Annotated in this window: 22 protein-coding genes; 9 read left to right on the plus strand and 13 right to left on the minus strand. The window is 64.6% G+C overall.

Features of this window, described 5'->3' with window-relative positions:
- Positions 1 to 12 precede the first annotated feature (12 nt).
- Entirely contained in the window at positions 13 to 777 is a 765-nt protein-coding gene (glcC, locus tag RT614_RS19300; protein WP_313623740.1) for a transcriptional regulator GlcC, read from the minus strand.
- 237 nt (positions 778 to 1,014) lie between these two features.
- Here glcC and RT614_RS19305 point away from each other — a divergent pair, with 237 nt between their 5' ends.
- The 3 genes from RT614_RS19305 to RT614_RS19315 all read left to right on the plus strand — a co-directional run bounded on the left by RT614_RS19305 (position 1,015) and on the right by RT614_RS19315 (position 5,117).
- Positions 1,015 to 3,189, plus strand: coding sequence for a malate synthase G (locus RT614_RS19305; RefSeq protein ID WP_313623741.1), 2,175 nt, complete (start codon positions 1,015 to 1,017; stop codon positions 3,187 to 3,189).
- Positions 3,190 to 3,350: 161 nt separating this feature from the next.
- The gene (locus tag RT614_RS19310) at positions 3,351 to 3,968 is read left to right on the plus strand and encodes a TetR/AcrR family transcriptional regulator (protein ID WP_313623742.1); all 618 of its coding nucleotides are present in this window, start codon (positions 3,351 to 3,353) and stop codon (positions 3,966 to 3,968) included.
- Positions 3,969 to 4,262: 294 nt separating this feature from the next.
- Positions 4,263 to 5,117, plus strand: a complete 855-nt coding sequence (locus RT614_RS19315; RefSeq protein WP_313623743.1) for a cysteine hydrolase — start codon at positions 4,263 to 4,265, stop codon at positions 5,115 to 5,117.
- An 84-nt stretch (positions 5,118 to 5,201) separates the two neighbouring features.
- Here RT614_RS19315 and RT614_RS19320 read toward each other — a convergent pair whose 3' ends face one another.
- From RT614_RS19320 to RT614_RS19335, 4 genes are all read right to left on the minus strand, one after another.
- Positions 5,202 to 5,798 carry a TetR/AcrR family transcriptional regulator gene (locus RT614_RS19320; protein ID WP_313623744.1) on the minus strand — a complete coding sequence of 199 codons (597 nt, stop codon included), beginning with the start codon at positions 5,796 to 5,798 and terminating at the stop codon, positions 5,202 to 5,204.
- A 153-nt stretch (positions 5,799 to 5,951) separates the two neighbouring features.
- Positions 5,952 to 6,257, minus strand: a complete 306-nt coding sequence (locus RT614_RS19325; protein ID WP_313623745.1) for a DUF4148 domain-containing protein — start codon at positions 6,255 to 6,257, stop codon at positions 5,952 to 5,954.
- Between the two features lie 98 nt (positions 6,258 to 6,355).
- Positions 6,356 to 6,661, minus strand: a complete 306-nt coding sequence (locus tag RT614_RS19330; protein ID WP_313623746.1) for a DUF4148 domain-containing protein — start codon at positions 6,659 to 6,661, stop codon at positions 6,356 to 6,358.
- A 277-nt stretch (positions 6,662 to 6,938) separates the two neighbouring features.
- Positions 6,939 to 8,105 carry a mandelate racemase/muconate lactonizing enzyme family protein gene (locus RT614_RS19335; protein ID WP_313623747.1) on the minus strand — a complete coding sequence of 389 codons (1,167 nt, stop codon included), beginning with the start codon at positions 8,103 to 8,105 and terminating at the stop codon, positions 6,939 to 6,941.
- A gap of 96 nt (positions 8,106 to 8,201) precedes the next feature.
- Here RT614_RS19335 and RT614_RS19340 point away from each other — a divergent pair, with 96 nt between their 5' ends.
- Positions 8,202 to 9,131, plus strand: a complete 930-nt coding sequence (locus RT614_RS19340) for a LysR substrate-binding domain-containing protein (protein ID WP_313623748.1) — start codon at positions 8,202 to 8,204, stop codon at positions 9,129 to 9,131.
- Positions 9,132 to 9,270: 139 nt separating this feature from the next.
- Here the strand turns inward: RT614_RS19340 and ssb are convergent, their stop codons facing one another.
- Both ssb and RT614_RS19350 read right to left on the minus strand, forming a co-directional pair.
- A complete protein-coding gene (gene ssb / locus RT614_RS19345; RefSeq protein ID WP_313623749.1) occupies positions 9,271 to 9,795 on the minus strand; it encodes a single-stranded DNA-binding protein in 525 nt (174 codons plus the stop codon).
- Between the two features lie 293 nt (positions 9,796 to 10,088).
- A complete protein-coding gene (locus RT614_RS19350) occupies positions 10,089 to 11,273 on the minus strand; it encodes an MFS transporter (RefSeq protein WP_313623750.1) in 1,185 nt (394 codons plus the stop codon).
- A 247-nt stretch (positions 11,274 to 11,520) separates the two neighbouring features.
- On the opposite strand from RT614_RS19350, the gene uvrA reads away from it, so the two are divergent.
- On the plus strand, positions 11,521 to 14,376 hold the full coding sequence (uvrA, locus tag RT614_RS19355; RefSeq protein WP_313623751.1) for an excinuclease ABC subunit UvrA: 2,856 nt from the start codon (positions 11,521 to 11,523) through the stop codon (positions 14,374 to 14,376).
- Positions 14,377 to 14,410: 34 nt separating this feature from the next.
- Positions 14,411 to 15,073, plus strand: coding sequence for a glutathione S-transferase family protein (locus tag RT614_RS19360; RefSeq protein WP_313623752.1), 663 nt, complete (start codon positions 14,411 to 14,413; stop codon positions 15,071 to 15,073).
- Between the two features lie 13 nt (positions 15,074 to 15,086).
- Here RT614_RS19360 and RT614_RS19365 read toward each other — a convergent pair whose 3' ends face one another.
- The 3 genes from RT614_RS19365 to RT614_RS19375 are packed head-to-tail and all read right to left on the minus strand — an operon-like array spanning position 15,087 to position 17,956.
- The gene (locus RT614_RS19365) at positions 15,087 to 16,217 is read right to left on the minus strand and encodes a deoxyguanosinetriphosphate triphosphohydrolase (protein WP_313623753.1); all 1,131 of its coding nucleotides are present in this window, start codon (positions 16,215 to 16,217) and stop codon (positions 15,087 to 15,089) included.
- A gap of 24 nt (positions 16,218 to 16,241) precedes the next feature.
- Positions 16,242 to 17,318 (minus strand): 3-dehydroquinate synthase, encoded by a 1,077-nt coding sequence (gene aroB / locus RT614_RS19370; RefSeq protein WP_313623754.1) that lies wholly within the window; start codon positions 17,316 to 17,318, stop codon positions 16,242 to 16,244.
- Positions 17,315 to 17,956, minus strand: a complete 642-nt coding sequence (locus RT614_RS19375; protein WP_409558493.1) for a shikimate kinase — start codon at positions 17,954 to 17,956, stop codon at positions 17,315 to 17,317. Before RT614_RS19375 ends, aroB begins: the two co-directional genes overlap by 4 nt.
- 114 nt (positions 17,957 to 18,070) lie before the next feature.
- On the opposite strand from RT614_RS19375, the gene RT614_RS19380 reads away from it, so the two are divergent.
- A complete protein-coding gene (locus RT614_RS19380) occupies positions 18,071 to 20,518 on the plus strand; it encodes a PBP1A family penicillin-binding protein (RefSeq protein ID WP_313623755.1) in 2,448 nt (815 codons plus the stop codon).
- A 37-nt stretch (positions 20,519 to 20,555) separates the two neighbouring features.
- Here RT614_RS19380 and cyaY read toward each other — a convergent pair whose 3' ends face one another.
- Positions 20,556 to 20,885 (minus strand): iron donor protein CyaY, encoded by a 330-nt coding sequence (gene cyaY / locus RT614_RS19385; protein ID WP_313623756.1) that lies wholly within the window; start codon positions 20,883 to 20,885, stop codon positions 20,556 to 20,558.
- A 55-nt stretch (positions 20,886 to 20,940) separates the two neighbouring features.
- Between cyaY and lptM the strand changes: the two genes are divergently transcribed.
- Both lptM and lysA read left to right on the plus strand, forming a co-directional pair.
- Complete coding sequence (gene lptM, locus RT614_RS19390; protein ID WP_313623793.1) at positions 20,941 to 21,105, plus strand: LPS translocon maturation chaperone LptM; 165 nt, start codon at positions 20,941 to 20,943, stop codon at positions 21,103 to 21,105.
- On the plus strand, positions 21,102 to 22,394 hold the full coding sequence (lysA, locus tag RT614_RS19395; protein ID WP_313623757.1) for a diaminopimelate decarboxylase: 1,293 nt from the start codon (positions 21,102 to 21,104) through the stop codon (positions 22,392 to 22,394). The genes lptM and lysA overlap by 4 nt, the downstream gene beginning before the upstream one ends.
- 74 nt (positions 22,395 to 22,468) lie before the next feature.
- On the opposite strand, the gene ccsB is transcribed toward lysA, so the two are convergent.
- Together ccsB and RT614_RS19405 are read right to left on the minus strand one after the other, a co-directional pair.
- Positions 22,469 to 23,815: a c-type cytochrome biogenesis protein CcsB gene (gene ccsB, locus RT614_RS19400; RefSeq protein ID WP_313623758.1), complete on the minus strand. Its 1,347-nt coding sequence runs from the start codon at positions 23,813 to 23,815 to the stop codon at positions 22,469 to 22,471.
- An 8-nt stretch (positions 23,816 to 23,823) separates the two neighbouring features.
- Positions 23,824 to 25,902: a cytochrome c biogenesis protein ResB gene (locus RT614_RS19405; protein ID WP_313623759.1), complete on the minus strand. Its 2,079-nt coding sequence runs from the start codon at positions 25,900 to 25,902 to the stop codon at positions 23,824 to 23,826.
- Between the last annotated feature and the right edge of the window lie 106 nt (positions 25,903 to 26,008).

Genomic DNA, 26,008 nt, shown 5'->3' on the forward strand with positions numbered 1-26,008 from the left:
CCGCGCGCGACGCTACGTCCAGCCTTCCAGGCGTAGCGTTGCGCGCACCAGGCGCTGCTCTTCCTGTTCGATGTCGGACAGGCTCTGGCGCACGCTGTCCACGTGATCGGCCGCGGCCGTGCGCGCCTGTTCGGGCTGACGTCCGATGACCGCATTGAAAAGCCGCGTGTGCTGCCGGTCGATCTGCCGCTTCTCAGGTTCGCGGTGATACAGGTTGTTCACGCAGGCGAACACCGACCCCAACAGCAGGTCGGTCAGCGATTGCAGCGTGTGAACCAGCACGGGATTGTGCGAGGCCTCGCAGATGGCCAGGTGAAACGCATGATCCAGGTGCGCATGCGTGGCGGTATCGGTGGCCGCGCCCTGGGCGGCCACCATGTCGTCATAACGCCGTCGGATCATGATGAAGTCCGCCTCGGTGCCGCGGATGGCCGCCAGCCGCGCAGACTCGGCCTCCAATAGCGAACGTACTTCCAGCAGGTCGTACAGGGTCCGCGGCTGCGAATTGAACAGGTGCATCAAGGGGCCTGCGTCCACTTTCGAAATATGGGCCACGAACGAACCCTTGCCCTGCACGGTGTGGATGATCTCGCGCGCCCGCAGCAGCTTCAGGCCTTCGCGCAACGCCGTGCGCGACACGCCCAGTTTCTCGGTCAGGCGGCGTTCGGACGGCAGCGCCTGCCCGGCCTTGAGCACGCCGTCCAGGATCAGGCGTTCGATGCGTTCCGCCACCTCGTCCGCGATCTGCCGGGGCTTTTCTTCTGTTTCCGCGTACATGGGACCTCCGGACCAGTGGTATGACCATGTTCGGACGGCCGCTCACCCGGTCCGAACAGGTTTGTGCAAGTGGCTGATATCAAACCATAAAAATTCATATCCTGCCGGGCATGGCCAGCACAAACTGGTATGACCAGCGGGTTTTCGTATGGACTTTGAGGCATGGCCGAACGATGATGTCAGGACCCAAACGCCCGGCGCCGTGCCGGCCAGCCTTTCTTATCGCCAGAGACCCGCATGACTCAACGCACCCAGCATCACGGCCTGCAAGTGGCGGCCAACCTCAGTCAATTCATCGAACAGGAAGCCCTGCCCGGCACCGGACTGGATGCGGACGGCTTCTGGCAGGGCTTCGCCGCGCTGGTCCATGACCTGGCGCCCAAGAATCGTGCGCTGCTGGCCGAACGCGACCGCCTGCAGGCAGAACTCGACGCCTGGCACCGCGCTCATCCCGGCCCGATCGCCGATCCCGCCGCCTACCGCAATTTCCTGGAAGGCATCGGCTACCTGCTGCCGCAGCCCGCCACCGTGCGCGCCACCACCGACAACGTCGACACCGAAATCTCGCAACAGGCTGGTCCGCAGCTTGTCGTGCCGATGTCCAACCCGCGCTACGCCCTGAACGCCGCCAACGCGCGCTGGGGCAGCCTGTACGATGCCCTCTACGGCACCGACGCCGTTCCCGCAACGCCCGGCGACACCGGCAAGGGATACAACCCCGAACGCGGCGCCGCCGTCATCGCACGAGCGCGCGACTTTCTCGATACGGCCGCCCCCCTGGCGCAAGGCTCCCATGCCGACGCCCGCGGCTATACCGTCGATAACGGCCAACTCCGCGTGGCGCTGGCCAACGGCGCAACCGGCCTGAAGTCCGGCACACAGTTTGTCGGCTACCAGGGCGACGCGACCGCGCCCACCGCCATCCTGCTGAAGAACAATGGCCTGCACTTCGAGATCCAGATCGATCGCGCCAGCCCGATCGGCGGCACGGACGCCGCCGGCGTGAAGGACGTGGTGGTCGAAGCCGCGCTGACGACCATCATGGATTGCGAAGACTCGGTCGCCGCCGTCGATGGCGAAGACAAGGTCCACATCTATCGCAACTGGCTGGGCCTGATGAAGGGCGACCTGACCGAAGACGTCACCAAGGGCGGCAAGACCTTCACTCGCAAGCTCAACGCCGACCGCAACTACACCCGCCCCGACGGATCGCGCCTGACGCTGCACGGCCGCTCGCTGATGTTCGTGCGCAACGTGGGCCACCTAATGACGAACCCGGCGGTGCTGGACCGGGACGGCCAGGAAATCCCCGAAGGCATCCTGGATGCGGTCGTCACCAGCCTTGCCGCCCTGCAGGACCGCAACACGAAGCTCAATTCGCGCACGGGTTCCGTCTACATCGTTAAGCCCAAGATGCACGGCCCGACCGAAGCCGCCTTCGCAAGCGAACTGTTCGACCGCGTCGAAGACCTGATCAAGGTGCCTCGCAACACCCTGAAAATGGGCATCATGGACGAAGAGCGCCGCACCAGCATCAACTTGAAGGCATGCATCGAAGCCGCCGCATCGCGCGTGGCCTTCATCAACACGGGCTTCCTCGACCGCACAGGCGACGAAATGCATTCCAGCATGGAAGCCGGTCCGATGCTGCGCAAGGGCGACATGAAATCCAGTGCCTGGATCGCCGCCTATGAACGCAACAACGTGCTCGTGGGCCTGGATTCCGGCCTGCGCGGGCGCGCCCAGATCGGCAAGGGCATGTGGGCCATGCCCGACTTGATGGCCGCGATGCTCGAACAGAAGATCGCGCACCCCAAGGCCGGCGCCAACACCGCCTGGGTCCCCTCGCCCACCGCCGCAACGCTGCATGCGCTGCACTACCATCAGATCGACGTGCAGGCGGTCCAGCAGGAACTTGAACGCACCCGCCTGGACACCGTCCGCGACGAACTGCTGAACGGCCTGTTGACGGTTCCGGTCGGCGATCCATCCAAGTGGTCCGCCGCCGACATCCAGCAGGAACTGGACAACAACGTTCAGGGCATCCTGGGCTACGTGGTTCGCTGGATCGACCAGGGCGTGGGTTGCTCGAAGGTGCCGGATATCCACAACGTCGGCCTGATGGAAGACCGCGCCACGCTGCGGATTTCCAGCCAGCACATCGCCAACTGGCTGCGCCACGGCATCACCAACAAGGATCAGGTGATGGAAACCTTCAAGCGCATGGCCAAGATTGTCGACGGTCAGAATTCGGGTGACCCCTTCTACCTGCCGATGGCCGGCAACTTCGACACCTCGTTGGCGTTCAAGGCAGCATGCGCGCTGGTGTTCGAAGGACTGACGCAGCCCAACGGCTACACCGAACCGCTGCTGCACAAGTACCGGCTGGAGTTCAAGGCCGCGCGCGCCTGATCGTTGCCCGACGCGGGGCCCGGACCGGACAGCAGCGCTGTCCGGTTTTTCTTTGGCCGTCGGCTGCGTCAACGCGCCGTCGCATTCCGGCCCTTTATAGCGGGGGAAGCATCCCGCCAAATAATTCTTGCCGTTTCGCACGATCGTGCTAAATTCTGCGCATGACAGCGAAAACCGAGAAAAGCGAACTCACCTTCGCGGCAATCGTGCACACCGCCCTGGACATGGCGGCGGCGCAAGGCATGGAAAGCCTTTCGCTCGGCCAGGTCGCAAAGCGGTTGGGCATCAGCAAGAGCGGCGTGTTCTCGCGCGTCGGATCGCTCGAGGCCCTGCAGCAGGCAGTGTTGGACGAATACGATCGCCGTTTCGTCGCGGCCGTTTTCACACCGGCAATGGCCTACCCGCGCGGCTTGCCGCGCTTGAACGCCTTGGTATCGCTGTGGATCGAGCGCGCCAGCAACGTCGAGACGCTGACGGGATGCATCTACGTAGCTGGCGCCTTCGAATACGACGATATCGAGTCCCCGCTGCGCTCGGTGTTGGAACACAACCTGAAACGCTGGCGCTCGGCCATGGTGCGCACGGTGAATCAGGCTCTGGAAGCCGGCCACCTTCGGCCCGACACGGACCCCGAACAGCTGGTGTTCGAGGTCTACAGCCTGATGGTCGGGCTGATGCATGACGCCCGCTTCCTGCGGGACCCCAAGGCGCATGACCGGGTAAGGGCCGCGTACGAACGCCTCATTTCCACGTACCGCAGCTTCAAGTACATCGAGTAGTCCCTCCCACCGGCAAGAGCGCCGGTGTTTCTTTACGCTAATTTCGCACGGTCGTGCGAATGTTGACAGGAGCAAGCCGTGTGGATTCTTATTCCCTTGGGCGCAATTGGCGCATCAACCATCCTTTGGCGCCAGTGGCGCCTGCTGCTGCGTCAACTTCCGGATCGGGCGGAGCATCTCGTGCTGTTCTAGCGCCGGTCTTCATCAGGCGACAGCCCTGTCCAGCCCAGGCCGCTGTCTGGTGGTCGGCGACGTCCCGTTCTATAGTCCGAAGTTCATTCCAATCGTCATGCCATGCCGCGTTCCATCCATCTGCTGATCGTCGACCCGCAGAACGATTTCTGCGACCTGCCCGAGACCTACCTCCCGCGGGATCCGCTGACCGGGCTTGCCGTCAAACCGGCATTGCCCGTCGCGGGCGCGCACGCTGACATGCAACGCCTGGCGCGCTTCATCGATGCAACGGCTCACGCGCTCACGTCCATCACGGTGACCCTGGATTCGCATCATCGCGTCGACATCGCACATCCCACGTTCTGGCGTAGCGGCAACGGAGAACCGGTCGCGCCTTTCACGCCCATCACCGCAGCGCAACTGCGCGCAGGCGAGTTCGTGCCGCGTCACGACGACGATCTGCCGCGCACGCTCAACTACCTGGACGAACTTGAGGCCCGCGGCCGCTACACCTTGATGGCATGGCCGGTGCATTGCGAGATCGGCACGTGGGGTCACAACGTCCATGCGGACGTGCGCGCAGCCTATGGCCGTTGGGAAGAAGAGCGCCAATTCATCGTGCGCAAGGTGCCCAAGGGCGCCAATCCCTGGACCGAGCACTACAGCGCGCTGATGGCCGAAGTGCCGGACGCCGATGACCCGCGCAGCCAGCTCAACCGGGGCCTGCTGGATTCGCTGGACCGTGCCGACCTGATTCTCGTGGCGGGCGAAGCCGGCAGCCACTGCGTCAGGGCCACCGTCGAGCACATGACTGAGCACCTGCCGGGGGGCAACCTTTCACGGGTCGTCCTGCTCACCGACTGCATGAGCCCGATCGCGGGCTTTGCTCCCGCGCAGGCCGCCTTCCTGCAGCGCATGCGGGACTTGGGCGTGCAGGAGCGCACCAGCAAGGACATGGCGCGCGCGCTGGCTTGACCGTCCGGCGCGCGGCGGCGTCTGCAAATGACAACGGCCGCCTGCATCGGCAAGGCGGCCGTGTGTTGCAAAGCGGGCCGGGGGTCAGGCGTCGTGTCCGCTCTTGCCTTCGCACCCGACATAGAGCGCGCTGATCGCCTCGCACAAAGCCGGAGGCTGTTGGAAAAGCCGCGACACCAGCAGGCAGCCCTGCACCGTGGCGAACACCGCCCGGCCGGCAGCTTCCGGAGTGCCGGAAAACTTCAACGTGCCCTGCTCGGCTCCTTCGGCCAGCACACGCGCCAGCCACGCCTCGTGGGCCCGGAAGAATCCCTGCAGCGCGCCGCGAACGCGATCGGACAAGCTCATGACATCGGCGGCCAGCATGCCGCCCAGACAGAGTTCGCCCGCGCCGCACGCGGCCGATTCCATCATCGACAGATATTGTTCAAGCTGCGCCTGGGCCGGCTGCGCGGTGTCAATGGCGCGAACCGCGCCAAGCGCGCGGGTGCTGTAGGCCTCGACCGCTTCATACAGCAGGTCGTCCTTGCCCGGAAAGTAGTAATGGATGCTGGACGTCTTCACGCCCACATGCTCAGCCAGGTCGCGGTAGCTGAAACCATTGCATCCGCGCATGCGGATCAGCTTCTCGGCATGCGCCAGAAGCAGTTCGCGAGTGGAGTTGGAAGTCGGGGTGTCCATGGCCGAATATTACCTACTAATAGGTCGGTTCGTCATCGGGAGTGGTCCCTATCCGTTTCACAGGGGGATACGCCAGGCCCGGACCGACACTGCCTGCGGACCCCGGCCGGGCACACGCCCGGTAAGCCGGGGTCCGCATCGATTGCCATCTGATCAGCCTTGCACGGGCGGGTAGTCCAGCTCGCCGCTGTCGGTCAGGCCTTGCGCACGGGCGGCAGCCAGTTCTTGCTGCACTTGGGCGCGAGACTTGTCGCCGGCATGGGCAAACGTCGTTGCGGCGTAGCCTTCTTCACCGGACACCAGTTCGCCATTGGCGCGGGCGGCTGCCAGTTCCTGCTGCACCTGGGCGCGGGTCACCGTGCTTTGGGTGCTCAGGGCGGGCGGATAGTCCAGCTCACCGGCTTGAGCGGCGCCGATGAACGAGGCGGACAGGATCAGGGCGGATACGAGGGTCTTCATGGTCAATCTCCAGTAAGTAATGAATGCTGTGTCGAGAGTGCTGCGTCAACGTTGGGTTGAAGCTATCTATATATAGATAGATACGAGATCAAAAAAACTCAGCCTTGAACGGGCGGGTAGTCCAGTTCGCCGCTATCGGTCAGGCCTTGAGCGCGGGCGGCAGCCAGTTCCTGCTTGACCTGTGCGCGGGTCTTGTCGCCGGCATGGGCAAACGGGGCAGCAGCGTAGCCTTCTTCACCGGACACCAGTTCGCCATTGGCGCGAGCGGCGGCCAGTTCCTGTTGCACCTGGGCGCGGGTCACCGTGCTTTGGGTGTTCAGGGCGGGCGGATAGTCCAGTTCGCCGGCTTGGGCGGCGCCGATGAACGAGGCGGACAGGATCAGGGCGGATACGAGGGTCTTCATGGTCAATCTCCAAATAAGCAGTACAGTGTCAGTTTCAGTAAGCTATCTACTTGTAGGTAGATATCGAGGGAAATAAAAAAGCGGTCCTACTGTATTTCTGGGTTCGGCGCCGCGGTGTTGGTTGGGTGCGCTGCGTCGATGGATGAATCTTACCTACTACTAGATAGACAACGCAAGCGGGTAAAGTGAAACAAATTATGTCTCTCGTCTGAAATGGCGGGCCTGCGCGTCTCGGCAGCGACCCCGCACCTGCTGCGAGGATCGCTGTTCGGCAGTGTCAGCTGGCCAGATTCCGCATCACGGCATAAAGGTCCGACTTGCCTTCAAAGCCGATGCCGGGCAGCTCAGGCATGGTGACGTACCCGGCTTCCACCTTGACGCCATCGGGGAATCCGCCGAACGGTTGGAACAGGTCCGGGTAGCTTTCATTGCCCCCAAGACCAAGGCCCGCCGCGATGTTCAGGGACATCTGGTGCCCGCCATGCGGAACGCAGCGACTGGCCGACCAACCATGTTGTCGCAGCATGTCCAGGGTGCGCAGATACTCCACCAGACCGTAGCTGAGCGCGCAGTCGAACTGCAGGTAGTCGCGGTCGGGACGCATGCCGCCATAGCGGATCAGATTGCGCGCATCCTGCATCGAAAACAGGTTTTCCCCTGTAGCCATCGGCTTGTCGTAGTAATTGCGCAGCGTCGCCTGCAACTCAAAATCGAGCGGGTCGCCGGCTTCTTCGTACCAAAAGAGGTCGTACTGCGACAACGCCTTGGCATAGGCGATGGCCGTGTCCAGGTCGAACCGGCCATTGGCGTCGACGGCCAGCTTCTGGCCATCCTGCAACACACTCAACACCGAGTCGATGCGCCGCAGGTCTTCGTCCAGCGATCCGCCGCCGATCTTCTTCTTCACAACTGTGTAGCCGCGGTCGATGTAGCTGCGCATCTCGTCCTTGAGCTTTTCATGGTCCTGGCCCGGGTAGTAGTACCCGCCCGCGGCATACACGAAGACCCGGCGATCCGCCTTGCCGTTGCCGTAGCGTTCGGCCAGCAACTGGAACAGCGGCTTGCCTTCGATCTTTGCGACGGCGTCCCAGACAGCCATGTCGATCGTGCCGATCGCAACCGAGCGCTCGCCATGGCCACCGGGTTTCTCGTTCTTGAACATGGCGTCCCAGACCTTGTGCGGATCCAGATTGCGCCCGGACGCGTCAACCAGCGAATCCGGGTCGGCCTCCAGCACGCGCGGAATGAAGCGTTCGCGCATCAGCTTGCCCTGCCCATAACGACCATTTGAATTGAAGCCATAGCCGACCACGGGCTTGCCGTCGCGGATCACGTCGGTGACCACGGCAACGAGGCTCAGCGTCATCTTGCTGAAGTCGATGTAGGCGTTACGGATGGGCGAACTGATCGGCAGGGTCTGTTCGCGGATGTCGACGATTCTCATGGCTTGTCTCCGTTATGGGCGGCGTTGGGAATCGATAGGTTAGTGGCGTCGACCTGCTCTAGAATTCACTTGAGTTCATTTGATTATTTACTTTCAGTGAAAGCCGACCTGGCCTCCGAATTGCAGTTTTTCGTGCTGGTGGCCAGGCTCGGCAGCCTGTCCGCCGCCGCGCGGCAACTGGACCTCACGCCCCCCGCAGCCACCAAGCGCCTGGCGCTCATGGAAAAGCGGCTGGGCGTGCGGCTGGTCAATCGCACCACGCGCAGCATCAGCCTCACCAACGAAGGCGAAACCTACCTGGCCTACGCCACGCGGATACTCGCCGACCTGCGCGAAATGGAAGACGTCGTCTCCAGCAGCAGCGCCCAGCCCAGGGGCGTGATCCGGGTCAATGCCACGTTGGGATTCGGCCGCACCACCATCGCGCCGCTGGTCTCGGAATTCGCCAGGCGTTATCCACAGGTGCAGGTCGAACTCGAGGTAACGGACAGGCCCGTGGACCTGGTGGAAGGCGGGTTCGACCTGGCGGTGCGCTTCGGCGAACTGCCGGACAAACGGCTCGCCGCCCGGCGCATCATGACCAACCGCCGCTTCCTCTGCGCCTCGCCGCTCTACCTGAAGGCCCACGGCACGCCCGCCACCTTGTCCGACCTGGCCAACCACCGCTGCATCCTGCACCGGCAGAACGACGAGGCCCACGGCGTCTGGCGTTTCACGCGCGCCGGCCGCGCCGAGGTCGTGAAAGTAGAAGGCGGGCTGTCCAGCAACGATGGCGACATCGTGCTCGGGTGGGCGCTGGACGGCCACGGCATCCTCATCCGCTCCGAATGGGACCTGGCCAAGTACCTGGAAAGCGGAAGACTGCGTGTGGTGCTGCCAGAGTTCACCCTGCCGTCGGCAGACCTTTTCGTCTATTACCCGCAGCGCCGCAACCAGACCGCACGGACGCGGGCGTTCATTGATTTCCTGGTCGAGGCTTTTGGGCCTGCCGCCGCGGGTGCGGCGCCGGGCAAGCCCGGTCCGTAGCCCACCACCGGCAGACGTCAGGGCACGTCTTGGGCGGTATACGGCGGGCGCTTCTTGCCAAGAGCATGGCCAGGGCCCACAAAAAAACCCCGGCAATCCGACAGGAATCCGGGGTTTTGTGTGCCGTGCAAGGCGACGCTTAGAACGGAATATCGTCGTCCATGTCCGCCAGGTTGGCGCCGCTGCTGGCCGGGGCGGCCGCGGGAGCCGGGCGCTGCTGGGGCGCGGGGCGTTGGGCCGGGGCGCGCTGCTGCTGCTGCGGACGCGAAGGCGCGTCGTCGTAGCCGCCGCCACCACCGTAGCTGCCGCCACCGCCGCCGCCGTCTTCACGGCCGCCCAGCATTTGCATCTGGTCGGCGACGATTTCGGTGCTATAGCGATCGGCGCCGGTGTCCTTGTCTTGCCACTTGCGCGTCTTCAGGCGGCCTTCGATGTAGACCGAGCGGCCCTTCTTCAGGTATTCGCCGGCGATTTCAGCCAGGCGGTTGTACATGACGACACGGTGCCATTCCGTTTCTTCGCGCTTTTCGCCGCTGGCCTTGTCCTTCCAGGACGAAGTGGTGGCGATCGACATATTGCAGATTGCCGCCCCGTCGGGGCTGTAGCGGACTTCCGGGTCGCGTCCCAGGTTGCCCACGAGTATGACTTTGTTAACCGATGCCATGCCGATGTCCCTCTGTTGTTGACAGCCTGCGCCATGCGTTGCCGCAAGCGCGCCGGCAACAACATAAAAAGCGATGTTGAAGACCGGCTTCATGAAACTCGCCGGTCATCAGATCGATGACCGGCGACGCCGGGTGAAGCCCTAGATTTGACGCATATTATCGACGAAAGCGCCCGCCACGCCAAACGGCAAAGGTGACGGATCCATCACGCCGCGGGAAAGAATTCGACGCTGTTCGCTGCCGTTCGCGCCCGGTTCGAAACACTTCGGAAGACCTGGGGAAAGCCCCGGGATCAAGCCAGCGGCCGCAACGCCCAGGTGACCGCCAGCCAGATCGCCGACAGGACAGCCGCGGCCAGGAACACCGCGCTGGATCCCGAATGCGACGCCAGCCAGCCGCCCAGCGCGCCCCCGACGAACAGACCCGCGGCCTGCGCCGTGTTGTAGAAGCCCAGAGCCAGTCCTTTGTAGGCCTGCGGCGCCACCCGAGAGACCAACGAGGGCTGCAGGGCCTCCAGCACGTTGAACGCAACAAAGAACCCGGTCAGCGCAATGGCCAGGGTATAGAAACCATGGCTGGCCGCCGGGAGCAGCGCGCAAACCAGCACCAGGCCGGCCACCGAGGCGCGCAAGGCGCCGCGATGCGCTCGCCGCTTTTCGGCCACGAACACCACGGGCACCATCAGTACGAAGGACACGAGGATGACGGGCAGGTAAACCTTCCACAGGTCGCGCGCATCCAGGCCGCCCACCTTTGCCAGCAGCGCCGGGACGACGACAAACAACGACACCTGGATCAGATGCAGCACGAAGACGCCGAAGTTCAATCGCAGCAGGTCGCTGTGCGTCAGGACTTCGCGCGGTTTTGCGGCCTGCATCGTGCGGGCCTGGGTGCGCGGCACCACCGGCACGACCCAGCGCGCGACGCCCAGGCAGATCACGCCCAGACAGGCGATGGTCCAGAACAGACCGGACAGCCCCCACCATCCCACCAGCACGGGCGACAGGACAAGCGACACGGCAAATGACAGGCCGATCGATCCGCCGACCATGGCCATGGCGCGCGTACGCACTTCGTCGCGCGTGGCGTCGGCCAGCCAGGCGGTGACGGCCGCGGAAATGGCCCCGGCGCCCTGGATGGCGCGGCCGATCGTGATCCAGAACACGTCCGTTGCCTGGGCACAGACGATGCTGCCCGCCACGAACAGCAGCAGGCCGAAAAGCACCACGGGACGGCGACCCCAGCGGTCGGACGCCAGGCCGAAGGGAATCTGCATGAAGGCTTGGGTCAGGCCGTACATCCCCAGCGCCAGGCCCACGCGCGCGGGGTCGTCCCCGCCTGGCATGCCGCTTGCGGCAACGGCGAAGACCGGCAGCAACAGGAAGAGTCCCAGCATCCGGGCGGCAAACAGGCCGGCAAGCGCCACGCTGGCGCGGCGCTCGGAAGGGGTCAATTTCAGTTTTTTATCTGCCGGCATGCGGAAATTTCAACAATGACAAGGGCGGCGCGCATGCTTCTGATGTCATACGCTCACGGTCTGATCTTGGCGGTGCGGCGCCGGCCTCGGGCCAGTCCAACCAGACGGACGACCTTGAACGCGAGAGGATTCGGCGCGCTATAGTACCAAGTTGGCCTTTGAACCCGCTTACAGGCGTCCAACAGACGCGCAATGGCGGGATGGGCCCAGCAACCATCGACGCAACTGGACGTTACCCAATACAGACGTGACCATACGCATCCGGGGTGCGCGCACCCACAATCTCAAGAACGTCTCCCTTGACCTGCCGCGCCACAAGCTGGTGGTCGTCACGGGGTTGTCCGGGTCGGGGAAGTCTTCGCTGGCGTTCGACACGCTATACGCGGAAGGCCAGCGGCGCTACGTGGAAAGCCTTTCCGCCTATGCCCGCCAGTTCCTGCAACTGATGGACAAGCCGGACGTGGATCTGATCGAAGGGCTGTCTCCGGCCATCTCGATCGAACAAAAGGCGGCCGGGCACAACCCGCGCTCCACGGTCGGCACCATCACCGAAATCCACGATTACCTGCGCCTGCTGTACGCGCGCGTCGGCACGCCATACTGCCCCGACCACGGCCTGCCGCTGCAGGCCCAGAGCGTCAGCCAGATGGTGGATGCGGCGCTGGGCTGGACGCCCGAGACGCGGCTGGCGGTGCTTGCGCCCATCGCGCGCGGCAAGAAAGGCAGCTTCGAAGACGAATTCGCCAGCCTGCAGGCGCAGGGCTACGTGCGCGTGCGCATCGACGGCCAGATGGTCGAACTCGATGGCATGACGCCGCTGAAGAAGACCGAGAAGCACGATATCGACGTCGTGATCGACCGCCTGCGCATCAAGCCCGAAAGCAAGCAGCGCCTGGCCGAAAGCTTCGAGACTGCGCTGCAGCTTGCCGAAGGCCGCGCGCTGGCGCTGGACATGGACTCCGACCGCGAACAGGTGTTTTCCAGCCGCTACGCCTGCCCGGTATGCAGCCACAGCCTGCCCGAACTCGAACCGCGCCTCTTCAGCTTCAATAACCCGATGGGCGCCTGCCCCAGCTGTGACGGCATCGGCCAGGTTGGCTTCTTCGACCCCAAGCGCGTCGTCGCCTTTCCGGAACTCAGCCTGGCCGCCGGCGCGATCCGCGGCTGGGACCGCCGCAACGCCTTCACGCATTCGCTGCTGACCAGCCTGGCCGCCCATTACGAGTTCGACATCGAAGCGCCGTTCGAGGACTTGCCCGAAACGCTGCGGGAAAAAGTGCTGTACGGCTCGGGCGACGAAGAGATCTCCTTTCTCTACCTGAACGAAAAAGGCCGCAGCACCGTCAAGCGCCATACCTTCGAGGGCGTCATTCCGAACCTTGAGCGCCGCTGGCGCGAAACGGACTCGGCGACGGTGCGTGAAGAACTGGGCAAATACCGCAACATCAAGACCTGCCCTGACTGCGCCGGCTCGCGCCTGCGCCCGGAAGCGCGCAACGTGCTGATCGGGCACGATCCGCGCGGCGGCGAACGTCACGGCCAGGCCATCTATGAAGTCGAGGCCATGCCGCTGTCCAGCTGCCTGCAATGGTTTCGCGACCTGAATCTGACGGGGTCCAAGCAGGAAATCGCGCAGCGCATCGTGCGCGAGATCGAGGCGCGCCTGAGCTTCTTGAACAACGTCGGCCTGAACTACCTGTCGCTCGACCGCAGCGCCGACACGATTTCCGGCGGCGAGGCCCAGCGCATTCGACTTGCCAGCCAGATCGGATCCGGCCTGACCGGCGTGATGTACGTGCTGGACGAGCCCTCGATCGGCCTGCACCAGCGCGACAACGACCGCCTCATCGGCACCCTGCAGCACCTGCGCGACCTTGGCAACAGCGTCATCGTCGTCGAGCACGACGAAGACATGATCCGCATGGCCGACTGGGTCGTCGATATGGGTCCCGGCGCGGGCGAACATGGCGGCGAAGTCGTCGCACAAGGCGACCCGGAGACCGTGCAGCGCGATCCCAACTCGCTCACAGGGCAATACCTGAGCGGCGCGCGCGCCATCGCCATCCCGAAGCGCCGTCCCGTCAACGACGAACTGCCGTGGCTGACGCTGACGGGCGCCAGCGGCAACAACCTCAAGGATGTCGACCTGCACGTGCCCGCCGGACGTCTGGTCTGCGTGACGGGGGTTTCCGGATCCGGCAAGTCCACGCTCATCAACGACACGCTGGCGGTCGCGGTGTCGCGCCAGCTGCATCACGCGCAAAGCGAGCCCGCCCCCTACGTGTCGATGCAGGGCCTTGAGAACTTCGACAAGATCATCAGCGTCGACCAAAGCCCCATCGGGCGCACGCCGCGCAGCAACCCGGCCACCTACACCGGCCTGTTCACGCCCATCCGCGAGCTCTTCGCGGGCGTGCCAGAGGCGCGCACGCGCGGCTACGATCCGGGCCGCTTCAGCTTCAACGTCAAGGGCGGCCGCTGCGAAGCGTGCCAAGGCGACGGCGTGGTCAAGGTCGAGATGCACTTCCTGCCCGACATGTACGTGCCGTGCGACGTCTGCCACGGCAAGCGCTACAACCGCGAGACGCTTGAAATCCGCTACCGCGGCCGCAACATCAGCGAAGTGCTGGACCTTACCGTGGAGCAGGCGCTCGAGTACTTCGAATCGGTGCCCGCCATCGCGCGCAAGCTGCACACGCTTATCGACGTGGGCCTGTCGTATATCCGCCTGGGCCAGAGCGCGACCACCTTGTCAGGCGGCGAAGCGCAGCGCGTGAAGCTGTCGCAAGAGCTGTCCCGCCGCAGCACCGGCCGCACGCTATACATCCTGGACGAACCCACGACCGGCCTGCATTTCCGCGATATCGAGCTGCTGCTGCAAGTGCTCAATCAACTGGTGGACGCCGGCAACACGGTGCTGATCATCGAGCACAACCTGGACGTCATCAAAACCGCCGACTGGCTCGTGGACATGGGACCGGAAGGCGGCGATGGCGGCGGCCGCGTCGTGGCGCAAGGCACGCCGGAAATCGTCGCCGCAACCAAGGCCAGCCACACCGGGCAGTATCTGGGCAAGCTTTTGCGCCGCGCGCCGGGCCACTGAATACCACCACCCTTCAACCACTGAGAACGCCAGCATGTACAGCTTGATCATCGGCAACAAGAACTACTCCTCGTGGTCGATGCGACCGTGGATCGCCCTGCGCGCCGCCGGCATCGACTTCACGGAGCAAAAGCTCGGCCTCTTCACCGACGACTTCGCGCAACGCGTGGGCGAGGTCTCGCCCGCCGGCCTGGTGCCGGTGCTGCTGGACGGCGACTTCGCCGTGTGGGATTCGTTGGCCATCTGCGAATACGCCGCCGAACGGCACCCTGCCGCATCGTTGTGGCCGCAAGACGCCAAGGCCCGCGCCCGCGCCCGATCGCTGGCGGCGCAGATGCACAGCGGCTTTGGCGCCCTGCGCAACGCGATGCCCATGAACATCGAGGCCCACCTGCCGGACGTCGCCATTCCCGAAGCGGCGCAGGCCGACGCCGCGCGTGTGCAGGCCATCTGGCAGGAAACGCGCGCGCAATTCGGCCAGGGCGGCCCCTTCCTGTTCGGCGCATTCTCGATCGCGGACGCATTCTTTGCGCCGGTGGTCTCGCGCTTCGTGACCTACGGCATCGCCGCAACGGGGCCTGCGCGCGACTACATGGACGCGGTGCTGGCGCTGCCAGCCATGCAGGAATGGATGCGCGAAGCGCGCGCTGAAGCGACGTTCGTGGCGGCGGACGAGCCCTACCGCACGCATCGCTGAACGCTGCCGCGGCCTACGCCATGTCGAACAGGCGCCGGTGTTCGCGGATGGCGTAACGGTCGGTCATGCCGGCGATGTAGTCGGCAATCGCGCGCGCCTGGTCATTGAACGCGGCGGCGCGGCGGTAATCGGGCGGCAGCAGCCGCGGATCATCCAGGAACGCTGCGAATAGTTCGCGCACGATGCGTCGCGCCTTACGCGTCATGCGCAGCACGCGGTAGTGGCGGTACAGGTTGTCGAACAGGAATTTCTTCAACGTGTCCGCCTCGCGGCGGATTTCGTCTGAAAAGCCCGCCAGCGGCGGTGCGCGCCGCACGTCGTCCGCGCTGGCCGGCGCTGCGTCGCGGATGCGGGCAAGCGACGTCCGCGTCAGGTCGACAATCAGCGTGTTGATCATGCGCCGTATCGTTTCGGCCACCGCACGCCGCGGCGCCAGGCCGGGATAGCGGTCCAGCACGTAGGCGTGGTGGCGCTCGAAGATCGACACTTCTTTCAATTGATCCAGCGTGATCAGGCCAGAACGCAAGCCGTCGTCGACGTCGTGGTTGTTGTAGGCGATCTCATCGGCCAGGTTGGCCAGCTGCGCCTCCAGCGACGGTTGCGTGCGGTTCAGGAAGCGTTCGCCCACGTCCCCGAGCAGCCGCGCATGCGCGATCGAGCAATGCTTGAGGATGCCTTCGCGCGTTTCAAAGCACAGGTTCAGGCCGTTGAAGTCCGCATAGCGTTCTTCCAGTTCATCCACCACGCGCAGGCTTTGCAGGTTGTGCTCGAAGCCGCCCGCTTCCGGCGCCAGCTCGCGCATGCAGGCGTTCAGTTCGTCCTGGCCGGCATGGCCGAACGGCGTGTGGCCAAGATCATGCGCCAGCGAAATGGCTTCGGTCAGGTCTTCCGACAGCCCCATGCTGCGCGCCAGCGTGCGCGCGATCTGCGCGACTTCCAGGCTGTGTGTCAGGCGGGTCCGGAACAGGTCGCCTTCGTGGTTGACGAAGACCTGCGTCTTGTACTCCAGGCGCCGGAACGCGCCCGAATGGATGATGCGATCGCGGTCGCGCTGGAACTCGGTGCGGTTTTCCGGAGGCGGTTCGGCATGGGTCCGGCCGCGCGATCGGGACGGGTGGGAAGCATAGGAAGCCAGTTCATTCATCTGCAACACCGTCCGTCCCTGCGTTTATTGAGTGGTTCTTGCCAGTACGGCGCGGACCACGTCGTCCGGCGCCGCGCGCATCACGGCCTCGCCGATACGCGTCATGAGCACGTAGCGGATCGAGCCCCCTTCCGTTTTCTTGTCCACCTGCATCAGGTCCAGCCAGCGGTCCGCCCCCAGGTCGGGCGCCACTGCGGGACAGCCAATGGCCTGCACCAGCGCGCGCACGCGCGCGACATCAGCGCGGTCGAAACCCGCCACGTCGGCCGAGAGCTCGGCCGCCTGCACCATGCCGCAGCCGACCGCCTCGCCGTGCAGCCAGGCGCCATAGCCCAGGCCGGATTCGATGGCGTGGCCGAACGTATGGCCCAGGTTCAGGATGGCGCGCAGGCCGGATTCGCGCTCGTCCTTGCCCACCACCTGCGCCTTCAATTCGCATGAGCGCCGGATCGCGTAGGCAACGGCTTCGTGGTCCAGGGCGCGCAGCTTTTGCGCGTTCTCTTCGCACCAGTTCCAGAAGGCCGGGTCCAGGATAAGGCCGTACTTGATGACCTCGGCCAGTCCCGCCGACACTTCGCGCGCCGGCAGCGTGTTCAACACGTCGGTGTCGATCTCGACGGCGACCGGCTGATAGAACGCGCCGATCATGTTCTTGCCCAGCGGATGGTTGACGGCCGTCTTGCCGCCCACCGACGAATCCACCTGCGCGAGCAACGTCGTGGGCACTTGCAGGAAGCGCACCCCGCGCATGTACACGGCAGCGGCAAACCCGGTCATATCGCCGATGACGCCGCCGCCCAGTGCGACCAGGACGCAGCGGCGGTCCAGGCGATTGCCCAGCAGCGCGTCGAAGATCAGGTTCAGCGACTGCCAATCCTTATAGGCCTCGCCGTCCGGCAGTTCGATGCGCAACACCCGTTTGCCCGTCCGCGCCAGCGCGGCCTCGGCGCGCTCGGCGTACAGAGCGGCCACCGTCGGATTCGTCACGACGGCGATCGCGGTCGCATCGGCGGGTATGCACTGGTCCAGAGCGTCCAGGCGGCCCGGGCCGATATGGATCGGATAGCTTCCGCCCGGGGTTTCGACGTCAACAACGTTCATATGCGCTTCTCAAAAGCTTGTAATTGCGGCAGCAGCGCCTTGACCAGCGTATGGATGGGCATCGACCCCGTTTCCACCACCAGATCCGCCACCTCTTTATAGAGTGGCTCGCGCCGGGTCATCAGGTCGCGCAGGGTCCCGCGGGGGTCGGCGGTGGCCAGCAAGGGACGGTTGCGGTCGCGGCAGGTGCGGCGGAACAATTCGTCCACGCTGGCCCTCAAATAGACAACGATGCCGCGTTCACGCAGCAGCTGCCGGTTTTCGGCGGCCAGGATGGCGCCACCGCCCGTGGCAAGAATTATGTTGCGCCGTTGGGTACACTCTTCCAGGGCGGCGGACTCTCGGCGACGAAAACCGGCTTCGCCCTCGATTTCGAAGATTACCGGCACCCGTACGCCGCAACGCGCCTCGAGCTCATGATCCAGATCCATAAAGTCGCGCCCCAGGGCCCGCGCAAGGCTACGGCCTATGGTTGTCTTGCCGGCACCCATCATCCCGACCAAGAATACCGGCAGGTCGTGAGGCAACGACGTGGTCTTGCCTGTGCACTCGACGGCGCACGGCGGGTTTTCAGGCGCCCCGTCGCAGGGCGCCGGGTCCGGGGCTGCCTCCGGACATGAGTTAGCGGCAAAGTTCATGCCGGCATTATCACATCTGCCGCCAGTTGCCCGCGCACCACACTGAACTATTTTGTTACAGAAACCGATCCCCCGCGATAAGGCGGGCCCGGAGATACCCGTAAAATCGCCGCGATGAGCAAGCCCCAGAATTCCTCCAAGAAAGACAAGCCCGCGAAAAGCGGCTCTCCAATACTGCGATTCTTCGTTAAAACCGGCATCCTTTTCGGCGGTCTGTTCCTGTGCGGCGTCCTGCTCGCGGGAATGGCGCTGGCGCTGGCCTGGCCCAACCTGCCCGACCTGAACGCCATGACCGACTACCGGCCGCGGGTGCCGCTGCGCGTCTACACCGCAGACCGCGTGCTGATCGGCGAGTTCGGCGAGGAACGCCGCAACGTGCTGCGTTTCAACGAAATCCCGGACGTCATGAAGTCGGCGGTGCTGGCAGCCGAAGACGACCGCTTCTATCAGCACGGCGGGATCGACTGGATGGGCGTGGTGCGGGCCGGCCTGACCAACCTCATCAGCATGTCCAAGACGCAGGGCGCCAGCACGATCACGATGCAGGTGGCGCGTAACTTCTACCTGTCGTCGGAAAAGACCTATTCGCGCAAGTTCTACGAACTGCTGCTCACCTTCAAAATTGAATCCGAGCTCACCAAGGACCAGATCCTTGAGCTCTACATGAACCAGATCTACCTGGGCCACCGCGCCTATGGTTTCGCGGCCGCGTCGCGCACGTACTTCGGCAAACCGTTGTCCGAAGTCACGCCTGCCGAAGCCGCCATGCTCGCGGGCATCCCCAAGGCCCCGTCGCGCTTCAACCCGATCGCCAACCGCCCCCGCGCCGAACTGCGCCAGCGTTACGTGCTGGGCCGCATGCATTCGCTGGGCTACCTGACCGAACCGGAATACAAACAGGCGATGGCGCAGCCGATCGTCATGAAGTCGGCCGAGGGCACGCCGGCCGGCGGCTATTCCATCCATGGCGAATACGTGGCCGAACTGGCGCGCCAGCTGCTCTACAACGTGTACCAGGACAACGTCTATTCGCGCGGCATCAACATCTACACCACCGTGCAATCGAAGGACCAGGAAGCCGCCTACCGCGCCGTGCGGGAAGGCGTGCTCGAGTACACGCGCCGCGCCCCCTATCCCGGCCCGGAAGAACAGCTCGACCTGCCCCCGGGCACCGAGAACAACCCCGCAGCCCTGGACGAGTTCCTGGACGGCGTGTTCGACAAGTTCTCGGACAGCGGCGACTTGCTGACCGCGGTGGTGCTGTCCGCCAGCCCCACCGAAGTGAAGCTGGCGCGCAGCTCGCGCGAGATCATCACCGTCACCGACAAGAAGGTGCTGGGTGTTGTGGCGCGCGCGCTGAACGACAAGGCCAAGCCTGAACAGCGCATCAAGCGCGGCTCGGTGGTCTACATCCGCAAGTTCGGCGACAACTGGGAAATCATCAACCTGCCTTCCGTGCAAGCGGCCTTCGTGGCGCTGTCGCCGCAGGACGGCGCCATCCGCGCCATGGTGGGCGGTTTCGACTTCTACCGCGGCAACTTCAACCGCGTGACGCAGGCGTGGCGCCAGCCGGGTTCGAACATCAAGCCCTTCATCTATGCCGCGTCGCTGGAACGCGGCCTGACGCCGGGCACGCAGATCTCGGACCAGCCGTTCGAACTGACCGCAGCGCAAACGGGCTCCAAGGCCTGGAATCCCAAGAACTACGGCAATCAGTACGAGCCCATGCTGACGCTGCGTCAGGGCTTGTACAAGTCGAAGAACATGGTGTCCATCCGCATCCTGCAGGCCATCGGCCCGCAGTACGCACAAGACTACCTGACGCGCTTCGGGTTCGACAAGGCTCGCCAGCCCGCGGTGCTGCCGCTGGCGCTGGGCGCCGGCTCGGTCACGCCGCTGCAACTGGCAGGCGCTTTCTCGGTGTTCGCCAACGGCGGCTACCGCGTCACGCCCTATCTGATCGACCGCGTCACCGACAGCAGCGGCAAGGTCATCATGCAGTCCAAGCCGGTCGTGGCCGGCGACGCAGCGGCCCGCGCGATCGATCCGCGCACCGCGTGGGTCATGGACGACATCCTGCGCGGCGTGGCCACGTACGGCACCGCAGCCCGCGCCCGCGTCCTGCTCAAGCGCAACGACATCGCCGGCAAGACGGGCACCACCAACGAATCCGTGGACGCCTGGTTCTCGGGCTACACGCCCAACCTGGTGGCGACCTCCTGGCTGGGCTTTGACCAACCCAAGTCGCTGGGCTCGCGTGAAACCGGCGGCGGCGTCGCCATGCCGATCTGGGTCGACTACATGCAGGAAGTGCTGAAGGGCGTGCCCGAAGAGAAGCCGCGCGCCCGGCCCGACGGCCTTCTCGTGGAAAACGGCGAGTTCTATTTCTCTGAATTCCCGCCCGGCCAGGCCGTGGCCCGCCTCGGGCTTCCCGAAGCCGATACGCTGGGTGAATTCCTCAATGGCCTGGGCGGCAGCACGGGCGAGGACACCCGGATCAAGGTTGCGCCCGGCGTGGGTACACAGACCACCACGCCGTGGTCGCAGAAGATACCCTTCTGATGCAAAAAGGCCGGCCCACTGGGCCGGCCTTTTTTGTTTACAGCCGTATCGTCACGGGGACGCCCGCGGCAGCGGAGCATATCTGTGACAGGGCGTCAGGCAGTTGCGGGCCGCCTCGGGTATCGTTCCAGTGATGGCCGTCGTAGCGGTAATGGAAGCCGCCGCTGCGCGCGGCAACCCACAGCTCCTGCATGGCGGCCTGGCTGTTCACTACGACGTGGGTGTTGTCCTCGAAAACCATGGTCAGCACATTGCCGCTGCGGCTGGTTTCGACGTCGACGTCGAGCGAAGCCGCCCAGTCATCGGCCTGGCTTTCGATGCTGTCCAGCACCTGGTCGATCAACGCAAGAAATTCGGTTTCGGTCATAATCGAGCCTGCAAGAATTACGGAGTTCCCAGTGTTCCAATTGGCATTCAGCCGCATGGCTCTTCGCATTGTAGCCACGCTAATGGCGACCGGCATGGTCGCGGCCTGCGGGTACAAGGGGCCTTTGTACATGCCGCCGCCTCCTGATGGCAAAGCGCCGGCCACTCAGCCAAGCCGACAGCCGGCCCAGCAGATTCCTCCCGCCCCGACCATCCCATGACGCCCCCGTTCCCGACCCCGCCAGAACTCGCCGGCCACCCGTACTTCCAGTACCGCAATAATGTGTTGTACGCCGAAGACGTGCCGCTTGACCATCTGGCCGAACGGTTGGGAACTCCGCTTTACGTCTATTCCCGCGCGGCCCTGAAGGCCGCGTGGCAGTCCTACCGCAGCGCGGTCGGACAACGCGCCGTCCTGGTCTGCTACGGCATGAAGGCCAATTCAAACCTGGCCGTGCTGGGCGAATTCGCGCGCCTGGGCGCTGGTTTCGACATCGTGTCCGGCGGCGAACTCCACCGCGCGCTGGCCGCCGGCGCAGACCCGGCCAGAATCGTGTTCTCCGGCGTGGGCAAGCAGGCATGGGAAATGCGCGACGCGCTGCATGCCGGCGTCAAGTGTTTCAACGTCGAATCGGTTGACGAACTCCACCGCCTGTCCGATGTCGCGCAACATCTGGGCGTGCGCGCGCCGGTGTCGCTGCGCGTGAACCCCGACGTTGACGCCCGCACGCACCCGTACATCTCCACCGGCCTGAAGGAAAACAAGTTCGGCATCGCCATCGATGACGCGCTGGACGCCTACCTCACCGCGCAGTCATTGCCGGGCCTGGAAATCGTGGGTGTGGACTGCCACATCGGCTCGCAACTGACCGACATCAGTCCCTACTTCGACGCGCTGGAAAAGCTGCTCGACCTGATCGAAAAATTGAATCAGGCCGGCATCCGGATCGCGCACCTGGACCTGGGCGGCGGCCTGGGCATCCGCTACACGGACGAAACGCCGCCCTCGCCCCGCGCCCTGCTCGACCGCGTATTCGAACGCCTGAACGCGCGTGGCCAGGGACATCTGCAGTTGGTGCTGGAGCCGGGCCGCTCGCTCGTCGGCAATGCAGGCGTGCTGCTCACCACCGTCCAGTACATCAAGCACGCCGAAGCCCGCAATTTCGCCATTGTCGACGCCGCAATGAACGACCTGCTGCGCCCGGCCCTCTACGACGCATTCCATGGCGTTCAGCCGCTGCATCCGCGCGCGGGCGATATGGCCGAATACGACATCGTCGGCCCGGTCTGCGAAAGCGCCGATTGGCTGGCCAAACAGCGCATGCTCGCCATCCGGCAAGGCGACGTGCTGGCGGTGGAATCGGCGGGCGCCTACGGCATGACCATGGCCAGCAACTACAACTCGCGCGGCCGGCCGGCTGAAGTCATGGTCGACGGCGACAAATACTACGTCGTGCGGCAGCGCGAAACCCTGGCGGACCAGCTGCGGGGCGAGTCCATGCTTCCGTGATCTGGCGCCGTACGCAGCAAAGAATAAGGCCCCGTCGTTCGGGGCCTTATTTCATTGCAGGGTCGCGCGCAGGCTCAAAGCTGGCCGTACGAGTGCAGGCCCGACAGGAACATGTTCACGCCCAGGAAGGCAAAGCCGGTGATCAAAAGGCCGACCAGAGCCCAATAGGCCGCCATGGCGCCACGTAGGCCCTTGATCAGGCGCATGTGCAGCCAGGCCGCGTAGTTCAGCCAGACGATCAGCGCCCAGGTTTCCTTCGGGTCCCATTGCCAATAGGCGCCCCACGCGTCCGCGGCCCAAAGCGCCCCCAGGATGGTGGCCACCGTGAAGAACGCAAAGCCGATCGCGATGGCGCGATACATGATGTCGTCCAGCACTTCGAGCGACGGCAGCGCATCGGCGATGCGGCGGCGCCCCAGCAGGATGGCGCCCACGATCACGGCGCCCACGCCAAAATAGAGCATCCACGTGGCGGACAGCCCGTCCGTGCGGAACACCATGGGCTCGGCGCAGAGCAGCACGCCCAACACGAACAACGGCGCAAGCTTGGCCCAGGACGAGGTCTGCCCGTGCTGCTTGACCAGGTACGCGAAACCCACCATCGCCGCCAACGAGAACGTGCCGTAGCCGATGAAGTTGGCCGGCACGTGCAGCTTCATCCACCAGCTCTTCAGCGCCGGAACCAGCGGCTGGATCTGCCCCGCATCGCGCGTGAACGAATACCAAAGCAGGAACACGACGGCCGATGTCACCACCAGCAGCACGAAGCCGCCCAGCGCGCGCGTGGCGTACTTGCGTTCGTAGTACAGGTAGAACAGCGCGGTGATCAGACAAAACAGCACGAAGACTTCGTACAGGTTGCTGACCGGAATGTGGCCCAGGTCAGGCCCCATCAGATGGCCTTCGCGCCAGCGCACGAGCATGCCGGTCACGCCGGCGAACACTGCCCCCCAAGTCAGCGCGGTGCCCAGCCACGCGGCCGTGGGACTGAAGACGCCGATCCAGTAGCACACCATGGCCAGCGCAAACAGCGCGCTCATCCAGAGGATGGCCGATTGGGAGGAGAACAGGTATTTCAGGAAGAACACCTGTTCGGCGCGAGCCAGGTCGTTGCCGTACAGCATCAACGCCAGCCCCGCCGAGATTGCACAGGCGATCATCAGGTTGCGCAAAGGACGCCAGAGCCAGCCCAGCCAGGCCAGCGCGGGCACCGTGCCGCAGAGGATGATCTTCTCGTAGTAGTCCATCGCGTGACCGTAGCGGGTCAGCGCGAATGCCGCCCCTACAGCCAGCAGCAGGAAGAAAACGATATCGGTCCAGTCCGGCTTTCCGCGCTGCGCGCGGCTGTCGCCGGTTTCGGACAAGGCGTCCTGCCAAAGCGTTTCGGGCGACGGCGGTTGCGTGGAGGTGGTCGTGGACATAAAAAACCTTAAGACCTTTTTTGGCGCAGCAGCGCCTGCTTGAAGCGTTCGAACTCTTGATTGAAGTCAAGTGTACGCTTCTGTGACGTCATGGCCGCCAGGACGCTGCTGCCGCCCCCCTCCGGCTTGACCCAGATCCAGACGCGGCGATCGCGAATGTAGAACATGGAAAACACGCCCAGGACCAGCAGCAGGCTGCCCAGGTAGACGGTGTTCTTGCCCGGCGTGCGGCTGACCTGGAACACGCTGGCCTGCACGTGATTGAAGTCAGCCAGCGACAGGAACACGGGCGCCGGGTAGACGGTCAGGTCGGACAGCGCCGCCACGGCAAGGCGCGACCACACGGCCGCGCGTTCGCCCTCGGGCCCTTCGAGGGCCACGGGAGGCTGGCCGGCGCGCTCGCGCGCGATGGCGCGCAGTTCATTCATGCTGGCGCCGATAAGCCGGATGACCACGTCGGCGGCGCGCTCCAGTTCGGCTGCGGGCGTGTTGGCCTGCAGGAACGCCGCGACCGCTTGCAAGCCGCCTGATGCGAACGTCTCCAGCGCGCGCTCGGCGGCAGTCTGCAACGGCTGGCGGTCGGTGCCGGACGGGCTGTTGCGCTCGGCGAATCGGCGGGCGGCTTCCTGACGCGCGGCCGGATCGGCCAGCGTCGCGCGCAGGCGCATGAATTCGGCGATCGAGCTGTCGTCGTCGGCCGGGATGCGCAGATAGCGGAACGGCTCGGCCGCATTGTTGCGCACGCCGGCCAGGAACACGGCCGCGCCGTCCAATTCGACAGGCAGCATGTAGTTCTGGAACTCGTGCGCCTGCCCGGCATCGTCGATCAGCTTGTATTCGACGCTGGGACCCACGTTGCGCAGGTTTTCGTTCTTCTTGCCCGCCGCACTGCCCGACACCGACGCCACATGCTCCGCGAAGCTCTGGTTGGCGCCCTTGGGATCGCCACGGGTCAGGTCTTCGACGTTGATCGGGCGCATGGCCGTGATCTCGATGCCCATGCTGCGCGGGCCCTTGGCCGTCTGGGCCGTCAGCTCGCTGGTCTTGCCCACCGTGCCGTCGACCGAAAACGTCGCGTCGTTGGCGCCTACCAGCGGATAGCCCTTGAGCACGACCGTGCTGCCGCCGTCGTCGAAGCTGGACTGGTAGACCGTCATGCCCTTGAAGCGCAGCGGCTCGTTGACCTCGATGGTCGAATCAAAGGTCTTGCCCGTGTCGGGGTCCGTCACCTCGACTTCACTGGCGAAGCGACTGGGCATGCCGGTGGAGTAGTAATCGACGATGAACTTCTTGAGCTTCAGCGTGAAAGGCATCGGCTGCACGAGCGCGCCGTCGCCCACCATCACGACAGCCGTGCTGGCCTGGCCGTTTTCAGGCACCAGCACGCTGGCGCGGAAACTGGGATTGTTGACCGACAGGCGCCCGCTCTCGGGGACCTCGGAGATCAGCATGTTTTCAACGATGGGCTGCTTGCCGCCGAACATGACCTGCAGACGCACGGGCAGTTCGCTGTCGAGCAGCCCGCCGATACAGATGATGACCATGGCGGCATGCGCGAACACGTAACCCAGCCGGTTGGCGCTGCCCTTCTTGGCCGCCAGCAGCACGCCGTTGTTGTCCTGGCGCTCGCGCACCGCGTAACCCAGTCGCTGCAGCAGCGCCTTCAGGCCGGCGGCGGTGCGCGGAACATCGGTAGGTTCGTGGGTTTCCACGCGATGCGGAAAGGCCCGCAGGCTGCCTTCGCGCACGTGCTCTCGGAACGAACGCGCGTCGCGCAGCATCTTGGGCGCATTGCGGATCAGGCAAACCGAGGTCGACACGACCAGAAAGCCCATGATCAGCAGGAACCACCAGCTGTTGTAGACGTGCCAGATGGAAAACTTGTCGAACACTTCAAACCAGAACGGGCCGAACTGGTCGATGTAATTGTTGGACGAGCGGTTCTGCTGCAGGACCGTTCCCACCAGGCTCGCCACGCAGATGAACATCAGCAGGCTGACGGCAAACCGCATCGAACCCAGGAGTTCAAAGAAATCGCCGGGCAGGCTGCGCAGAGAGGGACGGGAGTGGGTTCGAGTCGAATTCATGAAAAAAGGGGGGCCGCACAATCGGCTACCCCCCTCATAGACAGCGCGAGCCGGAACGAGGTTCCGGCAGGCTCAGGTTGCGTCAACGCGGACCAGCCGCGCACGT

This window comes from Achromobacter sp., from assembly GCF_032102605.1.
Taxonomy (GTDB): Bacteria; Pseudomonadota; Gammaproteobacteria; order Burkholderiales; family Burkholderiaceae_B; genus Achromobacter.

Coding starts and splice junctions, on each gene's coding strand:
- glcC (WP_313623740.1), bottom strand. CDS start 777: ATGTACGCGGAAACAGAAGAAAAGCCCCGGCAGATCGCGGACGAGGTG.
- RT614_RS19305 (WP_313623741.1), top strand. CDS start 1,015: ATGACTCAACGCACCCAGCATCACGGCCTGCAAGTGGCGGCCAACCTC.
- RT614_RS19310 (WP_313623742.1), top strand. CDS start 3,351: ATGACAGCGAAAACCGAGAAAAGCGAACTCACCTTCGCGGCAATCGTG.
- RT614_RS19315 (WP_313623743.1), top strand. CDS start 4,263: ATGCCGCGTTCCATCCATCTGCTGATCGTCGACCCGCAGAACGATTTC.
- RT614_RS19320 (WP_313623744.1), bottom strand. CDS start 5,798: ATGGACACCCCGACTTCCAACTCCACTCGCGAACTGCTTCTGGCGCAT.
- RT614_RS19325 (WP_313623745.1), bottom strand. CDS start 6,257: ATGAAGACCCTCGTATCCGCCCTGATCCTGTCCGCCTCGTTCATCGGC.
- RT614_RS19330 (WP_313623746.1), bottom strand. CDS start 6,661: ATGAAGACCCTCGTATCCGCCCTGATCCTGTCCGCCTCGTTCATCGGC.
- RT614_RS19335 (WP_313623747.1), bottom strand. CDS start 8,105: ATGAGAATCGTCGACATCCGCGAACAGACCCTGCCGATCAGTTCGCCC.
- ssb (WP_313623749.1), bottom strand. CDS start 9,795: ATGGCATCGGTTAACAAAGTCATACTCGTGGGCAACCTGGGACGCGAC.
- RT614_RS19350 (WP_313623750.1), bottom strand. CDS start 11,273: ATGCCGGCAGATAAAAAACTGAAATTGACCCCTTCCGAGCGCCGCGCC.
- RT614_RS19360 (WP_313623752.1), top strand. CDS start 14,411: ATGTACAGCTTGATCATCGGCAACAAGAACTACTCCTCGTGGTCGATG.
- RT614_RS19365 (WP_313623753.1), bottom strand. CDS start 16,217: ATGAATGAACTGGCTTCCTATGCTTCCCACCCGTCCCGATCGCGCGGC.
- aroB (WP_313623754.1), bottom strand. CDS start 17,318: ATGAACGTTGTTGACGTCGAAACCCCGGGCGGAAGCTATCCGATCCAT.
- RT614_RS19375 (WP_409558493.1), bottom strand. CDS start 17,956: ATGAACTTTGCCGCTAACTCATGTCCGGAGGCAGCCCCGGACCCGGCG.
- RT614_RS19380 (WP_313623755.1), top strand. CDS start 18,071: ATGAGCAAGCCCCAGAATTCCTCCAAGAAAGACAAGCCCGCGAAAAGC.
- cyaY (WP_313623756.1), bottom strand. CDS start 20,885: ATGACCGAAACCGAATTTCTTGCGTTGATCGACCAGGTGCTGGACAGC.
- lptM (WP_313623793.1), top strand. CDS start 20,941: ATGGCTCTTCGCATTGTAGCCACGCTAATGGCGACCGGCATGGTCGCG.
- lysA (WP_313623757.1), top strand. CDS start 21,102: ATGACGCCCCCGTTCCCGACCCCGCCAGAACTCGCCGGCCACCCGTAC.
- ccsB (WP_313623758.1), bottom strand. CDS start 23,815: ATGTCCACGACCACCTCCACGCAACCGCCGTCGCCCGAAACGCTTTGG.
- RT614_RS19405 (WP_313623759.1), bottom strand. CDS start 25,902: ATGAATTCGACTCGAACCCACTCCCGTCCCTCTCTGCGCAGCCTGCCC.